Here is a 15780-nt window from a genome sequence, read left to right on the forward strand (position 1 = left end):
GTGGTCCCCGCGTCCAGGTGGTCCCCGGTCCGGGTGGTCCCGGGCTCGGTGGTCCCCGCGTCCAGGTGGTCCCCGGTCCGGGTGGTCCCGGGCTCAGTGGTCCCCGCGTCCAGGTGGTCCCCGGTCCGGGTGGTCCCGGGCTCGGTGGTCCCCGCGTCCAGGTGGTCCCCGGTCCGGGTGGTCCCGGGCTCAGTGGTCCCCGCGTCCAGGTGGTCCCCGGTCCGGGTGGTCCCGGGCTCGGTGGTCCCCATGTCCAGGAGTGCGCGGGATGCCAGGCGGTCCGCCTCCTGGATCCGGCCCACCATGGCATCCAGGTCTGCCACTTCCGCGCGGACCGCTTCCGTGTTCGTGTCGGTGGTCCCGACCTCCGCCGACGCGATGGCCCAGGGGGAGGGGAGTTCGAGCGTGGCCAGTCCGGCAGCGTTGTTCGAGTGGGCCAGCTCCCGCAGCAACCGAGTGCGTTGGGCGGGGCTCTGGGCGACACCGGCCCGACGGAGTTCGCGTTGGAGCTGGGCCAGGGTGCGGCTCCGCCGGCGGACCGCCGTGGGTTCGTACGACGCGTACCGGGCCGCCAGTACGGTGGCCTTGACTGTGGCGCGGTCCCGGCTGATCTGCTCTGCCGTACGGTCGCGGACCGACAGACCGAGGCGGGCCAACGTACGCTCCCGCACCTCCCGGGTGATGATCGCCAGGATCCCGGTGTCGGTCATGTCCGAGTCGGTGTGGCGGAGTTCGATGCCCATGGCCATGTGCCAGAGGAGGGCTCCGAGCACCGGGCCCAGCATCACGCGGACGATCGCGGCGGCCAGGGAGTTCGACTCGGCTACCGCGGGTACCGCCAGGACTGCGGCGGCCACCCACACCAGGACACCCGGAGCGCCCGCGCGGCCCTGGGTCCGGAGGTTCGCCCTGGCCATGAGTGCCAGGGCGAACAAGGCGACTTCGCCCACCAGGAAGATCAACCCACGTTCCCAGGGGTTGCTGATCCCCAAGCGATGCTCAGCGAACCGCCAGGCGGTGTCACCGCTCAGACCGGTACTCAGCACCGCCCCGATACTGGCGACCACCACCGCGTCCGAGCGACCGCCCTTGGCGAAAATCGAGCGCCCGAGGGCTCGGATGCCACGGATGATCCCGTACAGGGACAGCAGTACGGAGGGGACTGTCACGGCCGCCGCAAACCAGGGGTGGGCCTGGGCCCAGGAGGTGAGTGCTTCGAGTTTCACAGTGACCATCCGTAGTGTGCGGTGGAGGTGTGCGCGCACTGTGCGCGCTAGGACAAAACAGGATCTTTAGGACTGTGCAGGGGTCTATATGTGGGGCCGGGGCGGTGCGCGCACAGTGCGGTGTGCGCGCACACTCCCCTCCCTGATCCGTCACTGGCTGTTGTCGCTGGGCCAGTCTTCCGGAAGCCGTTGGGTGATCATGTACACCCCGTACTCCTCCGGCGGGTTCGTGACGAACCCCTCCGAGATGAGCCGATCACGCTGCCGGTAGAACCACCGGCGGGGGTCGCGAACGGCGACATTGAGCCAAATGTCCTGAAGATCACCGGGCTTGAACGCCACCTCTCCCGCGTCGAACATGGCGTTCAACCGGACCCGGAGAGCCTGGATCGCGGCCGGAGGCTGGAGCGTCCGGCCCGATGCCGCACTGTCGAAACGCAACGGGGCCTCCTCCGCCGGCGGGACCTCCTCCAACTCCCGCTCCGTGTACGCGTTCGGCTCAGGGTCCGCCTCCTGGACCCGACCCACCATGTCCTCCAGATCCGCCACCTCCGCGCGGATCGCCTCTTCGTCCATGTCGGTCATCTCGATCTCCGGCGGGCCGGACTCGAAGGGGGCAGCCTCGGTGGGGGTGACCTCGGTCCGGGTCGCCTGGGGGAAGGCGTCCGGCTCGGTGAGCGACGCGTCCACCGACCCCTCCGCCTCCTCCAGGAGCGGGGTCGTGAAGATCTCCCGGTTGGTCCACAACCCCCCGTACGCCTTCGCCGTGACCTCATCGAGCGGGGTCCGGATGTGCGCGGTGGCCGTGATGACGTCCGCCAGGATGCGATTCTCCGAGAGGCGGGACCGCGCGGGCATGGACCACCGCTTCTCTTCCGTGCCCAGGCCCATGATGTAGTGGCGTCCGGCCTTGCGGTTGCCCCATTCGCAGTCGATCCCCTGGGCCAGGAGGTCCGCCGGCATGATGAAGCTGGCGTCTCCCCCGTCGGTCATCCCGAACTGTGCCGCGGCGGGGTGGTTCGCGCGGGCCGTCGTGTCGATGTTGTCGGCGGTGGCCCGCTGGAAACTTGAGATGATCCAGATCCCGACGGAGCGCGCGGTCCGCAGCATCTTCACGTAGGCCGCACTCGATGCCGCGAAGTCGGCCGCCTCTTCGGCCACGACGATCAGGAAGTTCAACCCGCATCCGGGCCTCCACTTCGCGATGCCCTTCGCGCCCAAATAGTTCGCGCGGGCCTTGATCGCGGAAGGCGTCAGGGCGAAGAATTTCCGGATGGGGCCTTCGTCGCGAAGGAACATCTCGGCTCCGTGCCGGACGCATCCGTAGTCCTGATCGGGCTTGGAGGCGTCCAGGATGATCACGGAGACCTCGGTCCGGGTCAGGGCCTCGGTGATCACGTTGCGGATCCACAGGGTTTTGCCCGCGCCGTTGGTCCCCTGGGTGATCAGGTGTTCCACGTTGTCCTTGGGGCAACCCGTGGGATTGAGCGGGACGTCCTCCCCGTCTTCGTAGATGGCCGCCCCGGTGAGCGGGCCCGCCCCGATCGACTGCCCGATGTCCTCCGGCATGCCCCAGGGGAGAGGGTCACGAAGCAGATCCTCCACCACAGCGCGAAGCGTGATCTGGGAAGAGTCGTCCGGGTCCACGGTCGCGGTCATCCGGCCCTTGCCCAGGCGGAGGGACGTCCCCAAGGACTCCAAGCGCTGGACGAACTGGGATGCCGTGGCGCCCTCTTCGGCGGACACGTCCACCGTGACAACGCCCTTGCCGGAGCCCCGGACCTCCTGGACCTTGAACCGCTCCAGACCGATGGTCTCCTCCAGGCGGGCCCACTTGGAGGTCTTCGCCCCGCGCTCCTTGCGGCCCATGTGCCGGCGGATGTTGTGCGCGGCGGACAGAACCACGCCACCGAGGAGCCACGCACTGAGGGGAGTTCCGTCCATGCCCGCGATCAGGCCCGTGGTCGTGCCCAGGGTGAGGGCGCCCGCGGTGGCGGTGTTGAGCGCGTGGCGGGCCCGGTCAGCAGCCGTGGTCTTGTGGACGTAGGTGGTCAGGGCCGCACCGGCTCCGGCCAGGACGATCGAGACCACGGGGGTGGTGGTCGGGTCTCCACCCCAGTAGAGATGGGCCGCCTCGGTGCTGGCGCCGGCGGCCAGGGTCAGGCCCCAGGGCGCCAGGTACGGGGCCGCCGCGATCAGGGCCTCCGAGACGCGGTCCTCACCGCGCTCCGCGACACCGAAGCGGCTGACCGCCGTGGAACGGCTCTTGCTCGCGCGGGACTTGCGGGCCATCACTCCGCCTCCTTGATCTTGAAGCTCTTGCCCTTCGTGGTGGTGGCCCCGGTCTTCGCGGCCTTCGCTGCCAGCTCCGGGTTCACGAAGTGGCGGATGTAGGAGGAGTGCATCTTGGCCACGGCGACACCCAGGATCTTGGGGCCCTCCGCGCCCACCTTGAGGTGGGAGGACACCAGCCGCGCGCGGAGGCGAACGCCGGCCCCGAACTCGAACCACTTGCCCTTGTACGCGCCCAGGGTGGCCGCCAGGATGTCCGCGTCCATGTAGACCTTCGTGTACATCTCGCTACCGATCGCCTGGAGGAGCTGGCGGTAACGGCGGATGTCGTCCCCGGACTCGAACTCGATCTTGTCCCACTCGGTTACCAGCTTGACCAGATCAGACATGGCGGTCTCCCATCATGGGGTTGGGGATGGAGCCGAAACGCGGGGCGATCACGACATCGGTGACGTCGGGGCCGACGTGCTCCCCGGCCCGCTCGATCAGGTGGTGCGCGGCCCGGGAGCGCCAGGTGGCCAGAGCCGCATACACGCTGTCCGGCCGGAACCGGATCGCGGTCACCACGGTGAGCGTGATCCAGGCCAGGCACAGGGCGGTGTTGGAGGCCAGGCGGCTGGCGGACGTCAGGGTCGGGCGGATGTCCGGGGTGAGGTGGCGGAGCCGAGTCCGCATCGTGGTCCCTTCGGGTCGGGTCGGTGGCTCGGTGGACACCTCCGGGGTCAGGACTCGGGGCCCTGGCCCTGGGGAGAACGCCAAGACAGCAACGGTCACTTGGCGTTCTGGTAGGTGTTCTGGACCGACTCGACACCGGAGCGCACGGTGTTGCCCACGACGCTCTCCGACGTCATCACGCCGAACGAGATGGCCAGTACCAGGACCCACAACGGGACATCGGCGTGGCGGTACGCGTACCAGACACCGGCGGCCAGGATGAGCGCGATTCCGAGACTCACGGGATAACTCCTTCATGGTTTGGTGGGTCTGTGGTGAAGCGGGGTTCTGGGATCCCGTGTCCCCGGGGGACAGGTCACCGGAGACACGGGAAGTCGGGTTCTACGTGCCGATCAGGATGACCACCGCGGTGAACACCGCGGCCAGGGCGCCCAGGCGGGCCGGGGACTCGGTGGACCACAGGAGGAGGTGCGCCAGACCCTTGATCGGGGCCGTGACCACCGCCCACCAGAAGAGAAAGCGCCGGCGCTCCGCCGCGTCCCACACATCCCCGGTCTCGGGGTCCATCCAAAGCTGGGGCCGGGGCTTCTTCATCGTGCTGTCCTTTCTGTGTTGTCGAACCCGAGTCCGGTGCTCCGGCGCTCTCCGGGTGACTCGGGACCAAGTCCCGAGACACCCGGGCTGAGCCGGAATCCCTCAGCGTTCGCTCTGTGCCAGGTACGCCATGCGGACCTCCAGGGGGAGGTACGCGCCCACGGTCACCGGGTCGGTGCCACGCATGAGCCCCGCCTCCAGGCCCTCCACCGCCGGCAGCGACAGTCCGGCGTGAACGGCCCGATCGATCGTGATCTCCCTCATCGCGGCCACGGCTCCCATCACCCCTCGGTGGCCGGGGAGTACGTCCCGGGCCGCCTCCAGCAGGCGCCAGGCCACACACGACTCGATCGCGTCCGTCCGGGCCGCGCCGTGTGAGTACGCCATCCAGTTCGGGGCGGTCCGGGCCGCGAACTCATCCGAGAAATCCCACTTGGTCCGCCCGGCGATCCCCAGGAAGATCGACGTCTCCGCCAGGGCCAAGTACTGGGTGTTGTACGCCTGGCAGAACCGGCTGAAGCCGTTGAGCGTCGCTGCCTCCTCCCGCTCCGGGAGGATCGAGCGCATGGCGTCCAGTGCGTGGTAGCACGTGGACGTGGTGTCCGTCCGTGTCTGGGTGATCTCCCGGATTCGGCGCAAGTCCGCCGGAAGCGGCGCATCCGCGAACCCCTGGAGCCGCGCGTGTGCGTTGGCGAACGTGCCGTACCACAGGGCCAGTTGAGCCTCATACGGATCCTCGAACACTCCCGTGGGGTCCGGGGCCTGGGTCGGGTTCGGGGTCCGGGTCTTGCGGAGGAACCTGGGGATCATCACGCCACCTCGGGAAGGGTCGGGTTCTGGGCCATGGCCTGGATCTCGGCCATGGAAAGGTCTTCGCGGAAGCGGTGGCCGATCTCGCTTTCGAGCGCCACCAGTTCGGTCACGTAGTCCGGCCGGAGGCGGGCCGCGCAGATCAGATCGGCCTGACTCGCCAGGACACAGAAGGAGCAAGACAGCCGGCTCATGCCCCGGTCGTATACGTCGTGGTACGGGATCCCCCGGGCCCGGATCCGCTCCCAGACCTGATCCACGGTCCAGTGCAGGATCGGGAGGTGGGTGTAGATCACGCGCGTCCCGCTGGAGCCCCGCATGTCCGGCGCCAGCATCGGGCGCTTCGCGCGCTTCGTGGACTCCTGGCCACGCAGACCCATGCAGTTGAGGACTCGGGCCGGGCGCCCTGTGATCCCCAGCTCCGCGACCCAACGCGTGATCAGTCGCTGGATTTGATCCCGTTTCTGATCCGAAGTGCAGTAACGCGCGTCCGACGAAGGCCACATCCCGCGATCCCGGATCTGGGTCTCAAGGTCACCCTTGGCCCGGGTGCACGTCTCGAAGCGAAGTCCGTACCGCTCGGCCTGGGTTCGAGCCAGGGCGGTGGTCCCGGGCCACTCCATCCGGCCCAATGACGCGTGGGCGACGATCACCCGGTCCCGCACTCCCGCCGCGTCGGCCCGCGCCACAACCTCATCGAGCATCGCGGCGGAGTCCTTGCCACCCGAGGAGTTCGCGACGATCAAATCCGCGTCCGCGTAGTCCAGGGTGTCCAGGGTGATCTGCCACTTGGCCACCGCCACACGGACGTACTCACGGGAGCGGGCCATCACGCCACCGCCCGCACCGGGAACGGCTCGGTCACCGGGGTGACCAACGCGCGGAGGATGTCCCCGGGGGTGGCCGGCGCAGGGCAGGCGACTCGGTCCAACAACCGCTCCCAGTGCCCATGGGCACCACACGCCCTGCACACCAAGTCGTTGTGAAGGAGGTCCATCGGGTCACCGGCGCGGTGGTGGTGGCCTCGGGCCGTGACGACAACCGCGCGGGCCTGGCCGGACGCGCCGGCGTAGTGACCGCGATCGGTCCGGCCATCGGTGTAGATCGTCGCCCCGTGCCACCCCTGCCGAGTGCTCAAACGGGCGAAACGCGTCTCCAGCGTCTCCGGCGACCGGGTGATCTTCCGGGCCATCTCGGGGAGCAAGCTCCGCCGGATGTGCCTGGCCGCGGCGGGGTCCTCCTTGCAGAGGTCCGCGTAGATGTCACGCATGGCCTCCAGGTGAGCCGCCCGCTCCTCCAATGAAGGCGCGGGGTTGAGCAACGGTTGCGCGAAGAGGTCCAGCAATTCGGGCACGTCCACGACTGCCTCCTATGGCCGCCAGAAGCTTGTATCTGAAGATACGAGGTTCGAACCTCGTATGTAAAGAGGCAAACTTGTGGCAGACTGGAAGCACCAACCGGAGAAGGAAGGTGGTCCTGTATGGACGCGTCGCCATACGCGCCCGCGTACGTCGTGATCGCAGAGAAGATCCGCGACATGATCGAGTCGGGCACCCTCTCGAAGGGCACCAAGCTCCCGAGTGAGCGCGAACTCTGCGAGGAGTACGGGGTGTCCGGCATCACCGCACGTGCGGCCGTGGACGTCCTCAAGAACGAGGGTCTGGTGGAGAGCCGTCGGGGGAGCGGTACTTACGTCCGTCGGGAGACGCCCCTTGTGCGCATCGCGCCGGAGAGGTATTTCCGCCCTCACGCTCAGCCCACGTACGTTCGTGAAGCAGAGCGCGCCGGCAAGTCCCTCGAAGTCGAACACCACACCACGGAGGCCACCGCCTCCGCAGACGTGGCGGATCGCCTCGGGATCGCGGAGGGGGATCCGGTTTCAGAGACCCGTTACGCCATCCGGATGGGTGGGGTGTTGGTGTCTACGTCCTACGCCTGGGAGCCTCTCGCTATCACCCGGGGTACCGCGATCGAAAGCCCACACGAAGGGGAGTTCGCGGGCAAGGGCATCGTGCCTCGGTTCGATGCCATCGGGATCGCGGTGGACGAAGTGGAAGAGGTACCGGTACCCCGGATGCCGACTCCCACTGAAGTACGCCAGTTCGGTATCCCGTCGGGTGTCCCCGTCGTTCACATAAGGCAGACGTTCCGTGCGTCCGGCCTTCCTGTGGAGACTGCGAACATCCTGTTTGCGGGGGATCGGTACGAACTGCACTACCGGATGGAGATTCGCTAGATGGACCCCGACACGTTCCGGAGGTTGGAGACCGTGGTCAAAGGCGTACCTGCTCTGAATGATGTAGAGCTGGCCTGGCGTCTCGGCTCCTTGCAAAGCGTGCTCCTGGAGCTACTGACCCAGGCCCTCACCGCTTCCCAAGAGGGCCGCACCACCATCCCGGTGTCGGCCGTCACCGAAGCGATCGAAAAGTACGCACGGCGCACCGCTGGAGCGTGACGTATGTCCAGGGTGGGATGGCGGTCATCGTAGGACCGCCATCCCACCCTGTTGTATCTCGGAGTGCCTGCGCTGAAAAGCAGTCCTCATGAGGAAAGATCTCTTAAATGCGAAACGACCGCCCCGGGCAGGGCGGCCGTCTCTAAAAAGTCACCGGTTAGCAGCCGGTGTAGGTGCCTCCAGGTAAGAGGAGCTCTGTCTATGAGCGTACGTGTATACAGACTGGATCGCCAACACCCGAGAGGGTCACGCGTAGGCGTGTCCACCTTCGGTTGCTCGGTCCAGTCTCATGACTAGTACAAATAGTGACACAAACGTACCCAAGCTCTCCGGCGCCCGCCCTTGGCCCCGCGCGGTTGATCCCTCCGAGGGTCATTACGTGGTGTACCGGCTCGGGTCATCGGAGTTCCGGCAATACGCGTCCGGCCTTCACGGTGTGTCTCCTTCGAAAGCCCCACCGTTGGCGGACGGTAGTCCGGCTCCGCCCGACGTGTACCCGATTCTCCGGGGTCGTCTCGGTGTCGCCAATGTGACGGAGTTGCGGGAGATCGGGGAGGATCTGGCTCCCTCGGATGGGTTGGTGGACACCAACTTTGAGGTGGAGTACACCCCTCCCGTCTCCGCCGGCGTGTCCCGCCCACCGCGGCGGGCCACGGTCGCGGTCACGGACATGGACTCCCGGGATCCCGAGTGGCATGTCCGCCTGGGCATCTCGGCCCGTGTGGCTAAGCGGAAGGTGGAGTCCGTCGCCAACGCCCTACGCGCGATGGGTGACCGCCTCGAGCATGAGTCCGGGTGGCGTGAGTCGTACTGTTCCACCGGGCTTCTTCTTCGACCGGACGAAGCTCCGGTCTTCCTGCGCCAGGGCGGGGAGGCCCTGTCCGCGCGTGGTCCTGTCGATCTGCGGTGCCAGCTCCCCGGGGCGATCCAGGATGCGGCGGGGATCAAGGCTCTGACCGTGGACGATCCGAGTGAGGAGACGTTCGCGGAGGATCTGGCGACCATGTTCGATGTCCTGGACGTGGCTCCGCACGATCCCGCCATGCCGTACGCGCTCCTGTCCCAACTGGCCTGGGCCCCGTGGTCGGGGATCCGGGAGTACGGTCCCGTCGCGGTCGCGGTCGCCGGTGAGACAGGCGCCCGGAAAACCGCCGTGTGCGGGCTGTCGGTGGCCGCTCAGTCCCAGACGTTCAGCGGCGGCCCCGGGGTCGAAGTCCCGGTCACAGTCAAGATGCGGGGTAACCAGAGCACCGTTTTCGGTGTGGACCAAGTGCTCTACCACCTGGGCGGGTTGGTCACGGTCGTTGACGACTACTTCGCGGGGAAGATGTCCACGAAGGACGTCGCGGACGGATGGAAGCGGCTGTCCCTGATCGGGGACAACGCTGCAACCGGCGTCGGGCCACTCCGAGGTGGCTACCGCAACGGAACCCCGACGATCGCGAAGACGTCGTTCCCCCGGTCCTGTCTCCTGGTGACAGCGGAGGAGTTCCCCGACGAAGAGCACCACGGCAGTGAGATCGGCCGGTACGTGGCCCTCCGGATGCGCGGGGCGGTCAACACCGACGTGCTCTCCCGGATGCAAGCCAACGGCCGCCGGCTCTCCCGCGCCCACGCCACGATGATCCAGCGGGGTCTGGCCGATCTCACGCTCCCCGCCCAGGCGAAGGCGTGGGCGCAGGAAGCCATGGAGAACTGGCGCTTCGAGGGTCACAATCGCGTCCAGTACGGGTATCTCCGGCTGTTGGCCGGCTGGTGGCTCATGACTCGACACGCGGGAGTCATCGGCCTGGACCCGGACTCCCTCCGCGCGGATGCGGTCCAGGTGTTGGGGGACGCGGCTGCCGATCAGGCCCGCCGCAACGGGCTGATCAGCGGGCGCCAGTTGGCCCGGGATCCGATCACCCTGTGGACCAAGCATCTCCGGGAGATGATCACCGGGGATCCCTACTGGATCGCCTCGGATCAACTGGCGACCCAGAGCCAGGACACCCCCGACACCGAGGCCCAGGCGGAGTACCGGGTGCCGAACGTGCCCAACTTCGGGCCCGCCGCGATGGGTTGGCGCCAGATGGGCCAGTCCGGCGGTTGGTCTCCGGCGGGGCGGGGGGAGCCGATCGGGGCTGTCCACGCGCGCAAGGTGGAGGGTCGCGCGCCGTGGCGTGACGTGATCCTCCGCATGCCGGCGGGCCGCTTCAACGCGATCCATGAGGAGATCGGCCGGCGCTCCCGGTCGATCGACGGATGGGGGTTGCCCTCCTCCGAGGCCATGCGTGTCCGGCTGGTGGAGGAGGGGATCTTGAAGGCGGTCCGGGGTGAGTCGCTGCCCTTGTGGGAGGGCAAGCGCTCCTGTCTGTCCCTGGATCTCATGCGGATCCTGGAGCCCGAGCCGGAGCCCGGTGGCGAAGAGCCTCCTGGCGACGAAGCGGGCACCGATGCCCCGTCCCAGGGCGGCCCCCAAGTGCCCGAGGGCGGGGAGGATGACTCCCAGGGAGGCCCCCAGGAGGCCCCTGGAGGCCCGCCCGAGGCCCCGGGGTTGTTCCCTGTCCCCGGCCCGCGCCAGGACCCCCAGGAAGCCCCTGAACCCGCGATGACGGGAGCCCAGGATGCCGGGAGCCCGATGGAGCGGGATCCCGTGTCCACGGGTGACCGTGGACCCTTCGAGTCGGGCGCGCCCACCTCCGGGCCCGAGACGATCGCTCGGGTACCTCGGGCCAGGGGCCGCAAGACCGCTGTCAAGGCAGACGCCACGGCCCGGGGGCTCGGGGTCGTGGGGGTGATCGACATCGACGGGCTGAGGATCTCGGGCTCGGACGACGTGATCAGCCTGCCCTGTCTGCCCGCGTGCCTGGAGGCTGCCTACCGGATCGCGTGCAAGTACGGCATCGGGCAACTGTGGTTCACTGCCCGCGCCACCGAGGCCATGGGGCTCCCTGACCCCTCGGAGCGACCCGAGGACATCCCGCTCAACGCCGGGATCAAGCACCCATGGGCCGAACTGGACGGTACCGGCCTGGAGTCCGACCCCCACGGGGTGGCCCCCTGGATCGTGGTGTGGGAGACCTCGGGCGATCGTAGGGCCACGTCCCGCTCCATCGCTCTGCCCTGGTACGAGGAGCGGGCGCCCTGGCGGGATGCCCTCCACGGAGGTGCGCTCCTGGAGGCCATCATCGCGTTCAACACGGCGATCGGGCACGACTATTACCTGTCCCCGAACACCACGACGTCCCAGCTCATCCGCCGGCACACCCGGGATCTGAAGCCGTGCCTGGCGATCATCGAAGGGCGGGTTCCGCCCGCTGTCCGGCACCCTCAAATGGTCCGGGCGAAGTGGTCCCGGACCCCGTTGGACACCGAGCAAGGCTCGGGGTTGTATCTGCACTCCTTCGACCTCACCGCGGCGGAGCTGTCCGCGATGGACGCGCGCTACGGCGTGGGTGAGCCCGAGCACCGGCACTCACCCGAGATCGACACCGGCCTACCCGGCTACTGGCGCCTGGCCCGGGTGCCTACCGGACTCCGCCCGGAACTCCCGGAGTTGCGATTCCAGGCCCGGGACGACGGCTCGATCTGGATCACGAGTGTGGATGTGCAACTCCTGGTGGACCTCGGGCGGGACGTCCAGGTGGTGGAGGCGTGGGTCTGGCCCACTTGGAAACGGTGGCTCGGGTCCACGTACACGGTCCTCCAGAAGGGCCGGGAGGCTCTGTTGGAGGGGCGGGACAAGGGTGCGCCCGAGTCCCCTGGTGAAGTCGCCTTCGGGGTGCATCGCTCCTGCTACACACGGATGATCGGGTCGTTCGCGTACAGCAAGGGCCCGCGTGGTCGCGATGATGCACTCTGGCGTCCGGACGTACGGGACATCCTCAAGGCCCAGACGTACACCCGGGCCTACCGGTCCATGTTGAAGATCGGCCAGGAGTCCGGTCGTTGGCCGGTGGCCACCTCGGTGGACGCGGCCTACTACGTGTCACCGCACGCGGATCCCGCCCAGGCCGCGCCCGCCGGGATGGTCCTGGGTACCCGGGGCGGCCAATGGCAGCCCGAGCGGCGGCTCATGTGGGCCGACGTCGCAGACGTGGCCGGTGAGGACACGTTCCACCAGACCGTTGCACGCGAACTCAGTCGGCAGAAGGGGATGAGGTGAGATGGCGAACTATCTCCCGTGGGCCGTGGACGCGGCCGTGGCGGAAGAGCTTGACCAGAAGATGGGCGCGGCTGTCTACGGTGACCTGGCCCGAGGGGAGTTCCAGATCCGGGACATCGTGGACCGTATCGGTAAGCGGGAGCTGGCGGTCATGCTCTCCGGTACCGACGATCTGAAGAGTCGCGCGTACAAGAACATGCGGGACAACATCGGGCGATACCTCCGGGGCACCCGGAGCCCGCGCGCGGACGTGCGAGACCGGATCGAGTCCCTGTGCAAGGAAGTTCGGATCCAGGAGATCCGGAACCGGTCTTCACTCCGTGTCGAGATCAACGCGTGCGTCATCACCTCACGCACGAAGTGGTGCGGGCTCATCGGGGCCACCCTGGACGGCTCTCTCCTGGATGCGTTCGCGGACGCGCTGAGCGCGGGGAATCCCCTCCTGGCCATGCAAGTGGTGAGCGACGGATACGGCCTGGATCCCGATCTGGTGGAGGAGCTGGCGTCGGTGTCCTCGGTCAAGATCACCTGATCCGGGGCCAGGAGGCCCCGGGCTCGAAGGCGTAGGCGGGCTCCCGCTTACGCCTTCTTGGCGTTCACCGACGAAAGCAGCAAAAGTGGAGATAATGCCACGAATTCGCGATCGGGGTTGAGTCGTGACGCAAAAGAAAGGTGAATTCGGCCATCTCCGGAGTTAAAATCCGGCCATGGCACGAAGAGTCGTTTTCGCCCTCACTGTCGTGATCATGCTGGCCGGATGCTCGGGTGGAGGTGACTCCCGGAAATCCGCCTCCGCCGCATCGACTCCGGGAATCCCCGCGACCACTCCCCGGGCCGCGTCCCCGGAACCTCCCGTCCCTCCTCCCGATATCCGGGAGATGGAGCCCGTGGTGGCCACCTACTGGGATGTCCTGAAGAAATCATTCGAGTCCCGGGACGCGTTTCCGCTCTACGGAGTGGAGGACTATTCCATCCTGATCGGCGACCAATACCGCATGGATCAGTCTGCGAAGTACGGCCGAAACAAAGACCTTCTCTACTATCCGGACTCGGTCTCGGATATCCGGGTATTCACGGCTCCGCCGACGGAGAAAGGCGCGGACCGCTATTTCCTCGGGGTCCAAAAAGCGCTCTGGGGGAAGCAGAATCTCCCCACCTTCGTCGTGTTCCGCCAGGCCCAGGGCTCCGGCCCGTGGAAGGCCGTACACCGCACCTACGCGTGGGACGTCAAAGACCTCACCGATCCATTCCCCGCCACCGGCGGCCCCCTGGAGACCGCCCCGGCCCCGAATCCGCGATGCGGGGAGTTCCTGGAGGTCCTGAACTACAAGAGAACCCCCGACCCCGGGGCGTGGGCTCCGAATATCGATACCGTCCGCCAGAGCCGGATAGCAGTCCTCAACGAGAAATACATTCGCGCCCTGGGCGGTCAGATATACCTGAAAACCGCGCCCACCGCTGATCCGGTCGGGCCCACCTGGATACTCCCTGATCGCACACAGTACGCCCCGTGCCTTTTCGCCAGTGAATACACCACCGACCCCACCGAAAAACACTGCTACACCTGGGCCCCCTGGAGTTCCGATGAAATGCTCCACGGGAAATACGTATGGTCCAAATACGGTATGAGCTGGGGGAGTGAACACTTCATGCTCAACATCACCCCCGCCGGAGTCGCCGGAGTAAAGACCTGGCGATCCACCCAGGCCGGAATTCGAAGCGACGAATGCCCCAAGTCCATGCAGCATGACGACAGCCTCGGGAAATACTGAGCGGGATGTCCCCGATCGAGTGAAGCCCCTGCCCTCACCGCGGGCGGCCGGCTACCGTGGCGACATGACTTCCACCGGGGACCGCCCGCCCCTGATCTCAACCGACAGGCTCCACGACTGCCTCCGCGTCATCGGCGTGAACCTCCCGCCAGGCGATCCCATGCCCCGATCCATCGCCCTGGGCATGCTCCTCTTCATGGTGGAGTCGGCGGTCCATCACGACTCGGACCGCCTGGACCACGAACAAGTCCGCGCCGGCTACCTCTCGGGCATCCTGTCCGCCCTCCAGGATCTCCCGGAGAAGGACCGCACCGACGCAAGCGGCGGGGTGTGGGTCGCCCTCCTCCGAGAACGCGCACACCGGAGCGCCCTGGACCTCCGCACCACGGAGGCCCCGTTGCCTCCCGACGTGTACAGCCTGGGGCCCCTGGCCCCGATGCTCCTGGACGCGGTCTCCGAAGTCCTCCGGGGCACCCTCGAATCTCCCCAGGACCCCGAGGACATGCCCGAGGCATTGCGGACATCGCTCCGCGTTCTCCGCAAACAACTCCAGGAGGCCCGACAGCACGTCGAAGATGGGCGAAAGACCCTGAAGAAACTGGGAGTTGAGCCCTAGGCGGACCCACTCTCCCGCGCTGAGACGTCCGGGGGCCCACCCCGCTACGGTGGCTCTGTGGGCCCCTTCGAGCATTCCGACGTCTCCGAATTCGTCCCGGATCACCGTGAGACGCTGTGCCGGCGCGCACGTGCTGCCACCGCGGCGGCCGACAGCGCCCACGCCTCGGGGGCCTGGGCCCCGGGCCCCGGTGAGCACCGCCTGGCAATCGACGTGTGGCGCGTGCTCACCGGCCCGCCCGTGCCGGACGCACCCCGCGAACCCTCCGGAAACGAACCCCTGATCTGGTGGAGCCTCACCCACGCCACCACGATCGCGGCCACGGTCCCCATCCTGATCGAGCACGCGAGCGACGTACCTCCGACGTCGCCCCTCCTGCCCGCGCTCACCGCAACCGCCACCGCGCACAACGCGTTTGGCGACATCGGGCGCGCGTTCGATCAGCACATGGGCCGCCGGCCTGCGAACTACCCTCCGGACACCTGGGAGCAGACCTACATGGCCCCGAGTGGTCCGGTGTACGAACTGGTCAGAGAGCTGTACGCCGCACAGAGCGCCCTGACCATGCTGTGCTACTCCCTGGCGCAAAGCGCCCTCTGATCGATCCAGCGGCCCGCCGGCGGGCCGCATGACGTCCTGGCGCGGGATCCCGTGAGTTCGGAATGCCGTGATTCCGGGGTCACGGGGTCGCTGTCTGGCGACCGCCTCTCTTGTCACAAACTCCACTCGGGCCTCAACCGTGATGCATCACGGAACGTAACCAATCGGCGGGCCCGCGCCGGCGCCGGAGCCGTTCTCCCCGCCCTCGGTGGGGAAAACCCCGAGTTATCCCCGGGATAACTCCAGTTTTCCCCACCGAGGCCCCTCGGGAAATCGCAGGTCAGAGGGCTTTTCCCCATTCTCCCCATTTTCCCCACCCGAATCGGGGTCGCGGGAAAAACTTCGAGAGTTCGTCACTCAAAGTAGCAGACTCGATTTCCCTAGCCGCTACATATCTCATGTAGTTGCTAGCGTTATGTCTACAGCTAGACGATAGCAGCTAGCGAAATTTGCTAGCGCGCTAGCAAATTTCGCCGGGCCGGGGGTTCGATTTCGGCGTTGGCCCAGCTCAGACGCGCAAAAACCTCTCCGTCGCTTCGCGACGGAGGAGGGCGCTAGCACGCTACGGCGCAGCCGTATAGCGCGTGCGCGCC

15 protein-coding genes and 1 pseudogene are annotated in these 15780 nt (G+C 67.4%); 7 read left to right on the forward strand and 9 right to left on the reverse strand.

Going from position 1 to position 15780, the window contains the following annotated elements:
* From ABZS54_RS32790 to ABZS54_RS32830, 9 genes and pseudogenes are all read right to left on the reverse strand, one after another.
* Positions 1-1235: pseudogene (locus ABZS54_RS32790) on the reverse strand (hypothetical protein); the annotation flags it as partial.
* 141 nt (positions 1236-1376) lie between these two features.
* Positions 1377-3518 carry a hypothetical protein gene (locus ABZS54_RS32795; RefSeq protein ID WP_355544415.1) on the reverse strand — a complete coding sequence of 714 codons (2142 nt, stop codon included), beginning with the start codon at positions 3516-3518 and terminating at the stop codon, positions 1377-1379.
* Positions 3518-3907: a hypothetical protein gene (locus tag ABZS54_RS32800; protein WP_355544418.1), complete on the reverse strand. Its 390-nt coding sequence runs from the start codon at positions 3905-3907 to the stop codon at positions 3518-3520. Before ABZS54_RS32800 ends, ABZS54_RS32795 begins: the two co-directional genes overlap by 1 nt.
* Positions 3900-4193: a hypothetical protein gene (locus tag ABZS54_RS32805; protein ID WP_355544421.1), complete on the reverse strand. Its 294-nt coding sequence runs from the start codon at positions 4191-4193 to the stop codon at positions 3900-3902. The genes ABZS54_RS32800 and ABZS54_RS32805 overlap by 8 nt, the downstream gene beginning before the upstream one ends.
* A gap of 95 nt (positions 4194-4288) precedes the next feature.
* The gene (locus ABZS54_RS32810) at positions 4289-4474 is read right to left on the reverse strand and encodes a hypothetical protein (protein ID WP_355544424.1); all 186 of its coding nucleotides are present in this window, start codon (positions 4472-4474) and stop codon (positions 4289-4291) included.
* Between the two features lie 100 nt (positions 4475-4574).
* The gene (locus ABZS54_RS32815; RefSeq protein WP_355544426.1) at positions 4575-4787 is read right to left on the reverse strand and encodes a hypothetical protein; all 213 of its coding nucleotides are present in this window, start codon (positions 4785-4787) and stop codon (positions 4575-4577) included.
* A 102-nt stretch (positions 4788-4889) separates the two neighbouring features.
* On the reverse strand, positions 4890-5597 hold the full coding sequence (locus ABZS54_RS32820) for a hypothetical protein (RefSeq protein WP_355544429.1): 708 nt from the start codon (positions 5595-5597) through the stop codon (positions 4890-4892).
* Positions 5597-6427, reverse strand: coding sequence for a phosphoadenosine phosphosulfate reductase family protein (locus ABZS54_RS32825; RefSeq protein WP_355544432.1), 831 nt, complete (start codon positions 6425-6427; stop codon positions 5597-5599). Before ABZS54_RS32825 ends, ABZS54_RS32820 begins: the two co-directional genes overlap by 1 nt.
* A complete protein-coding gene (locus ABZS54_RS32830) occupies positions 6427-6957 on the reverse strand; it encodes a hypothetical protein (RefSeq protein WP_355544435.1) in 531 nt (176 codons plus the stop codon). The genes ABZS54_RS32825 and ABZS54_RS32830 overlap by 1 nt, the downstream gene beginning before the upstream one ends.
* 120 nt (positions 6958-7077) lie before the next feature.
* Between ABZS54_RS32830 and ABZS54_RS32835 the strand changes: the two genes are divergently transcribed.
* The 7 genes from ABZS54_RS32835 to ABZS54_RS32865 all read left to right on the forward strand — a co-directional run bounded on the left by ABZS54_RS32835 (position 7078) and on the right by ABZS54_RS32865 (position 15187).
* Positions 7078-7833: a GntR family transcriptional regulator gene (locus tag ABZS54_RS32835; RefSeq protein WP_355544438.1), complete on the forward strand. Its 756-nt coding sequence runs from the start codon at positions 7078-7080 to the stop codon at positions 7831-7833.
* On the forward strand, positions 7834-8052 hold the full coding sequence (locus ABZS54_RS32840; RefSeq protein WP_355544441.1) for a hypothetical protein: 219 nt from the start codon (positions 7834-7836) through the stop codon (positions 8050-8052).
* Positions 8053-8632: 580 nt separating this feature from the next.
* Positions 8633-12199: a hypothetical protein gene (locus tag ABZS54_RS32845; RefSeq protein WP_355544444.1), complete on the forward strand. Its 3567-nt coding sequence runs from the start codon at positions 8633-8635 to the stop codon at positions 12197-12199.
* Position 12200: 1 nt separating this feature from the next.
* Complete coding sequence (locus ABZS54_RS32850) at positions 12201-12731, forward strand: hypothetical protein (protein WP_355544447.1); 531 nt, start codon at positions 12201-12203, stop codon at positions 12729-12731.
* A gap of 358 nt (positions 12732-13089) precedes the next feature.
* The gene (locus ABZS54_RS32855; RefSeq protein WP_355544450.1) at positions 13090-13971 is read left to right on the forward strand and encodes a hypothetical protein; all 882 of its coding nucleotides are present in this window, start codon (positions 13090-13092) and stop codon (positions 13969-13971) included.
* A 160-nt stretch (positions 13972-14131) separates the two neighbouring features.
* Entirely contained in the window at positions 14132-14587 is a 456-nt protein-coding gene (locus tag ABZS54_RS32860) for a hypothetical protein (RefSeq protein ID WP_355544453.1), read from the forward strand.
* A 57-nt stretch (positions 14588-14644) separates the two neighbouring features.
* Positions 14645-15187, forward strand: a complete 543-nt coding sequence (locus tag ABZS54_RS32865; RefSeq protein WP_355544456.1) for a hypothetical protein — start codon at positions 14645-14647, stop codon at positions 15185-15187.
* The last annotated feature ends 593 nt before the right edge of the window (positions 15188-15780 follow it).

It is taken from the genome of Embleya sp. NPDC005575 (assembly GCF_040605455.1).
Classification (GTDB): Bacteria; Actinomycetota; Actinomycetes; order Streptomycetales; family Streptomycetaceae; genus Embleya.

Excerpts from the sequence above, each read along its gene's own strand:
- ABZS54_RS32805 (WP_355544421.1), bottom strand. The coding sequence starts at position 4,193 with ATGCGGACTCGGCTCCGCCACCTCACCCCGGACATCCGCCCGACCCTG.
- ABZS54_RS32820 (WP_355544429.1), bottom strand. The coding sequence starts at position 5,597 with ATGATCCCCAGGTTCCTCCGCAAGACCCGGACCCCGAACCCGACCCAG.
- ABZS54_RS32825 (WP_355544432.1), bottom strand. The coding sequence starts at position 6,427 with ATGGCCCGCTCCCGTGAGTACGTCCGTGTGGCGGTGGCCAAGTGGCAG.
- ABZS54_RS32815 (WP_355544426.1), bottom strand. The coding sequence starts at position 4,787 with ATGAAGAAGCCCCGGCCCCAGCTTTGGATGGACCCCGAGACCGGGGAT.
- ABZS54_RS32800 (WP_355544418.1), bottom strand. The coding sequence starts at position 3,907 with ATGTCTGATCTGGTCAAGCTGGTAACCGAGTGGGACAAGATCGAGTTC.
- ABZS54_RS32860 (WP_355544453.1), top strand. The coding sequence starts at position 14,132 with ATGCCCCGATCCATCGCCCTGGGCATGCTCCTCTTCATGGTGGAGTCG.
- ABZS54_RS32840 (WP_355544441.1), top strand. The coding sequence starts at position 7,834 with ATGGACCCCGACACGTTCCGGAGGTTGGAGACCGTGGTCAAAGGCGTA.
- ABZS54_RS32795 (WP_355544415.1), bottom strand. The coding sequence starts at position 3,518 with ATGGCCCGCAAGTCCCGCGCGAGCAAGAGCCGTTCCACGGCGGTCAGC.
- ABZS54_RS32850 (WP_355544447.1), top strand. The coding sequence starts at position 12,201 with ATGGCGAACTATCTCCCGTGGGCCGTGGACGCGGCCGTGGCGGAAGAG.
- ABZS54_RS32835 (WP_355544438.1), top strand. The coding sequence starts at position 7,078 with ATGGACGCGTCGCCATACGCGCCCGCGTACGTCGTGATCGCAGAGAAG.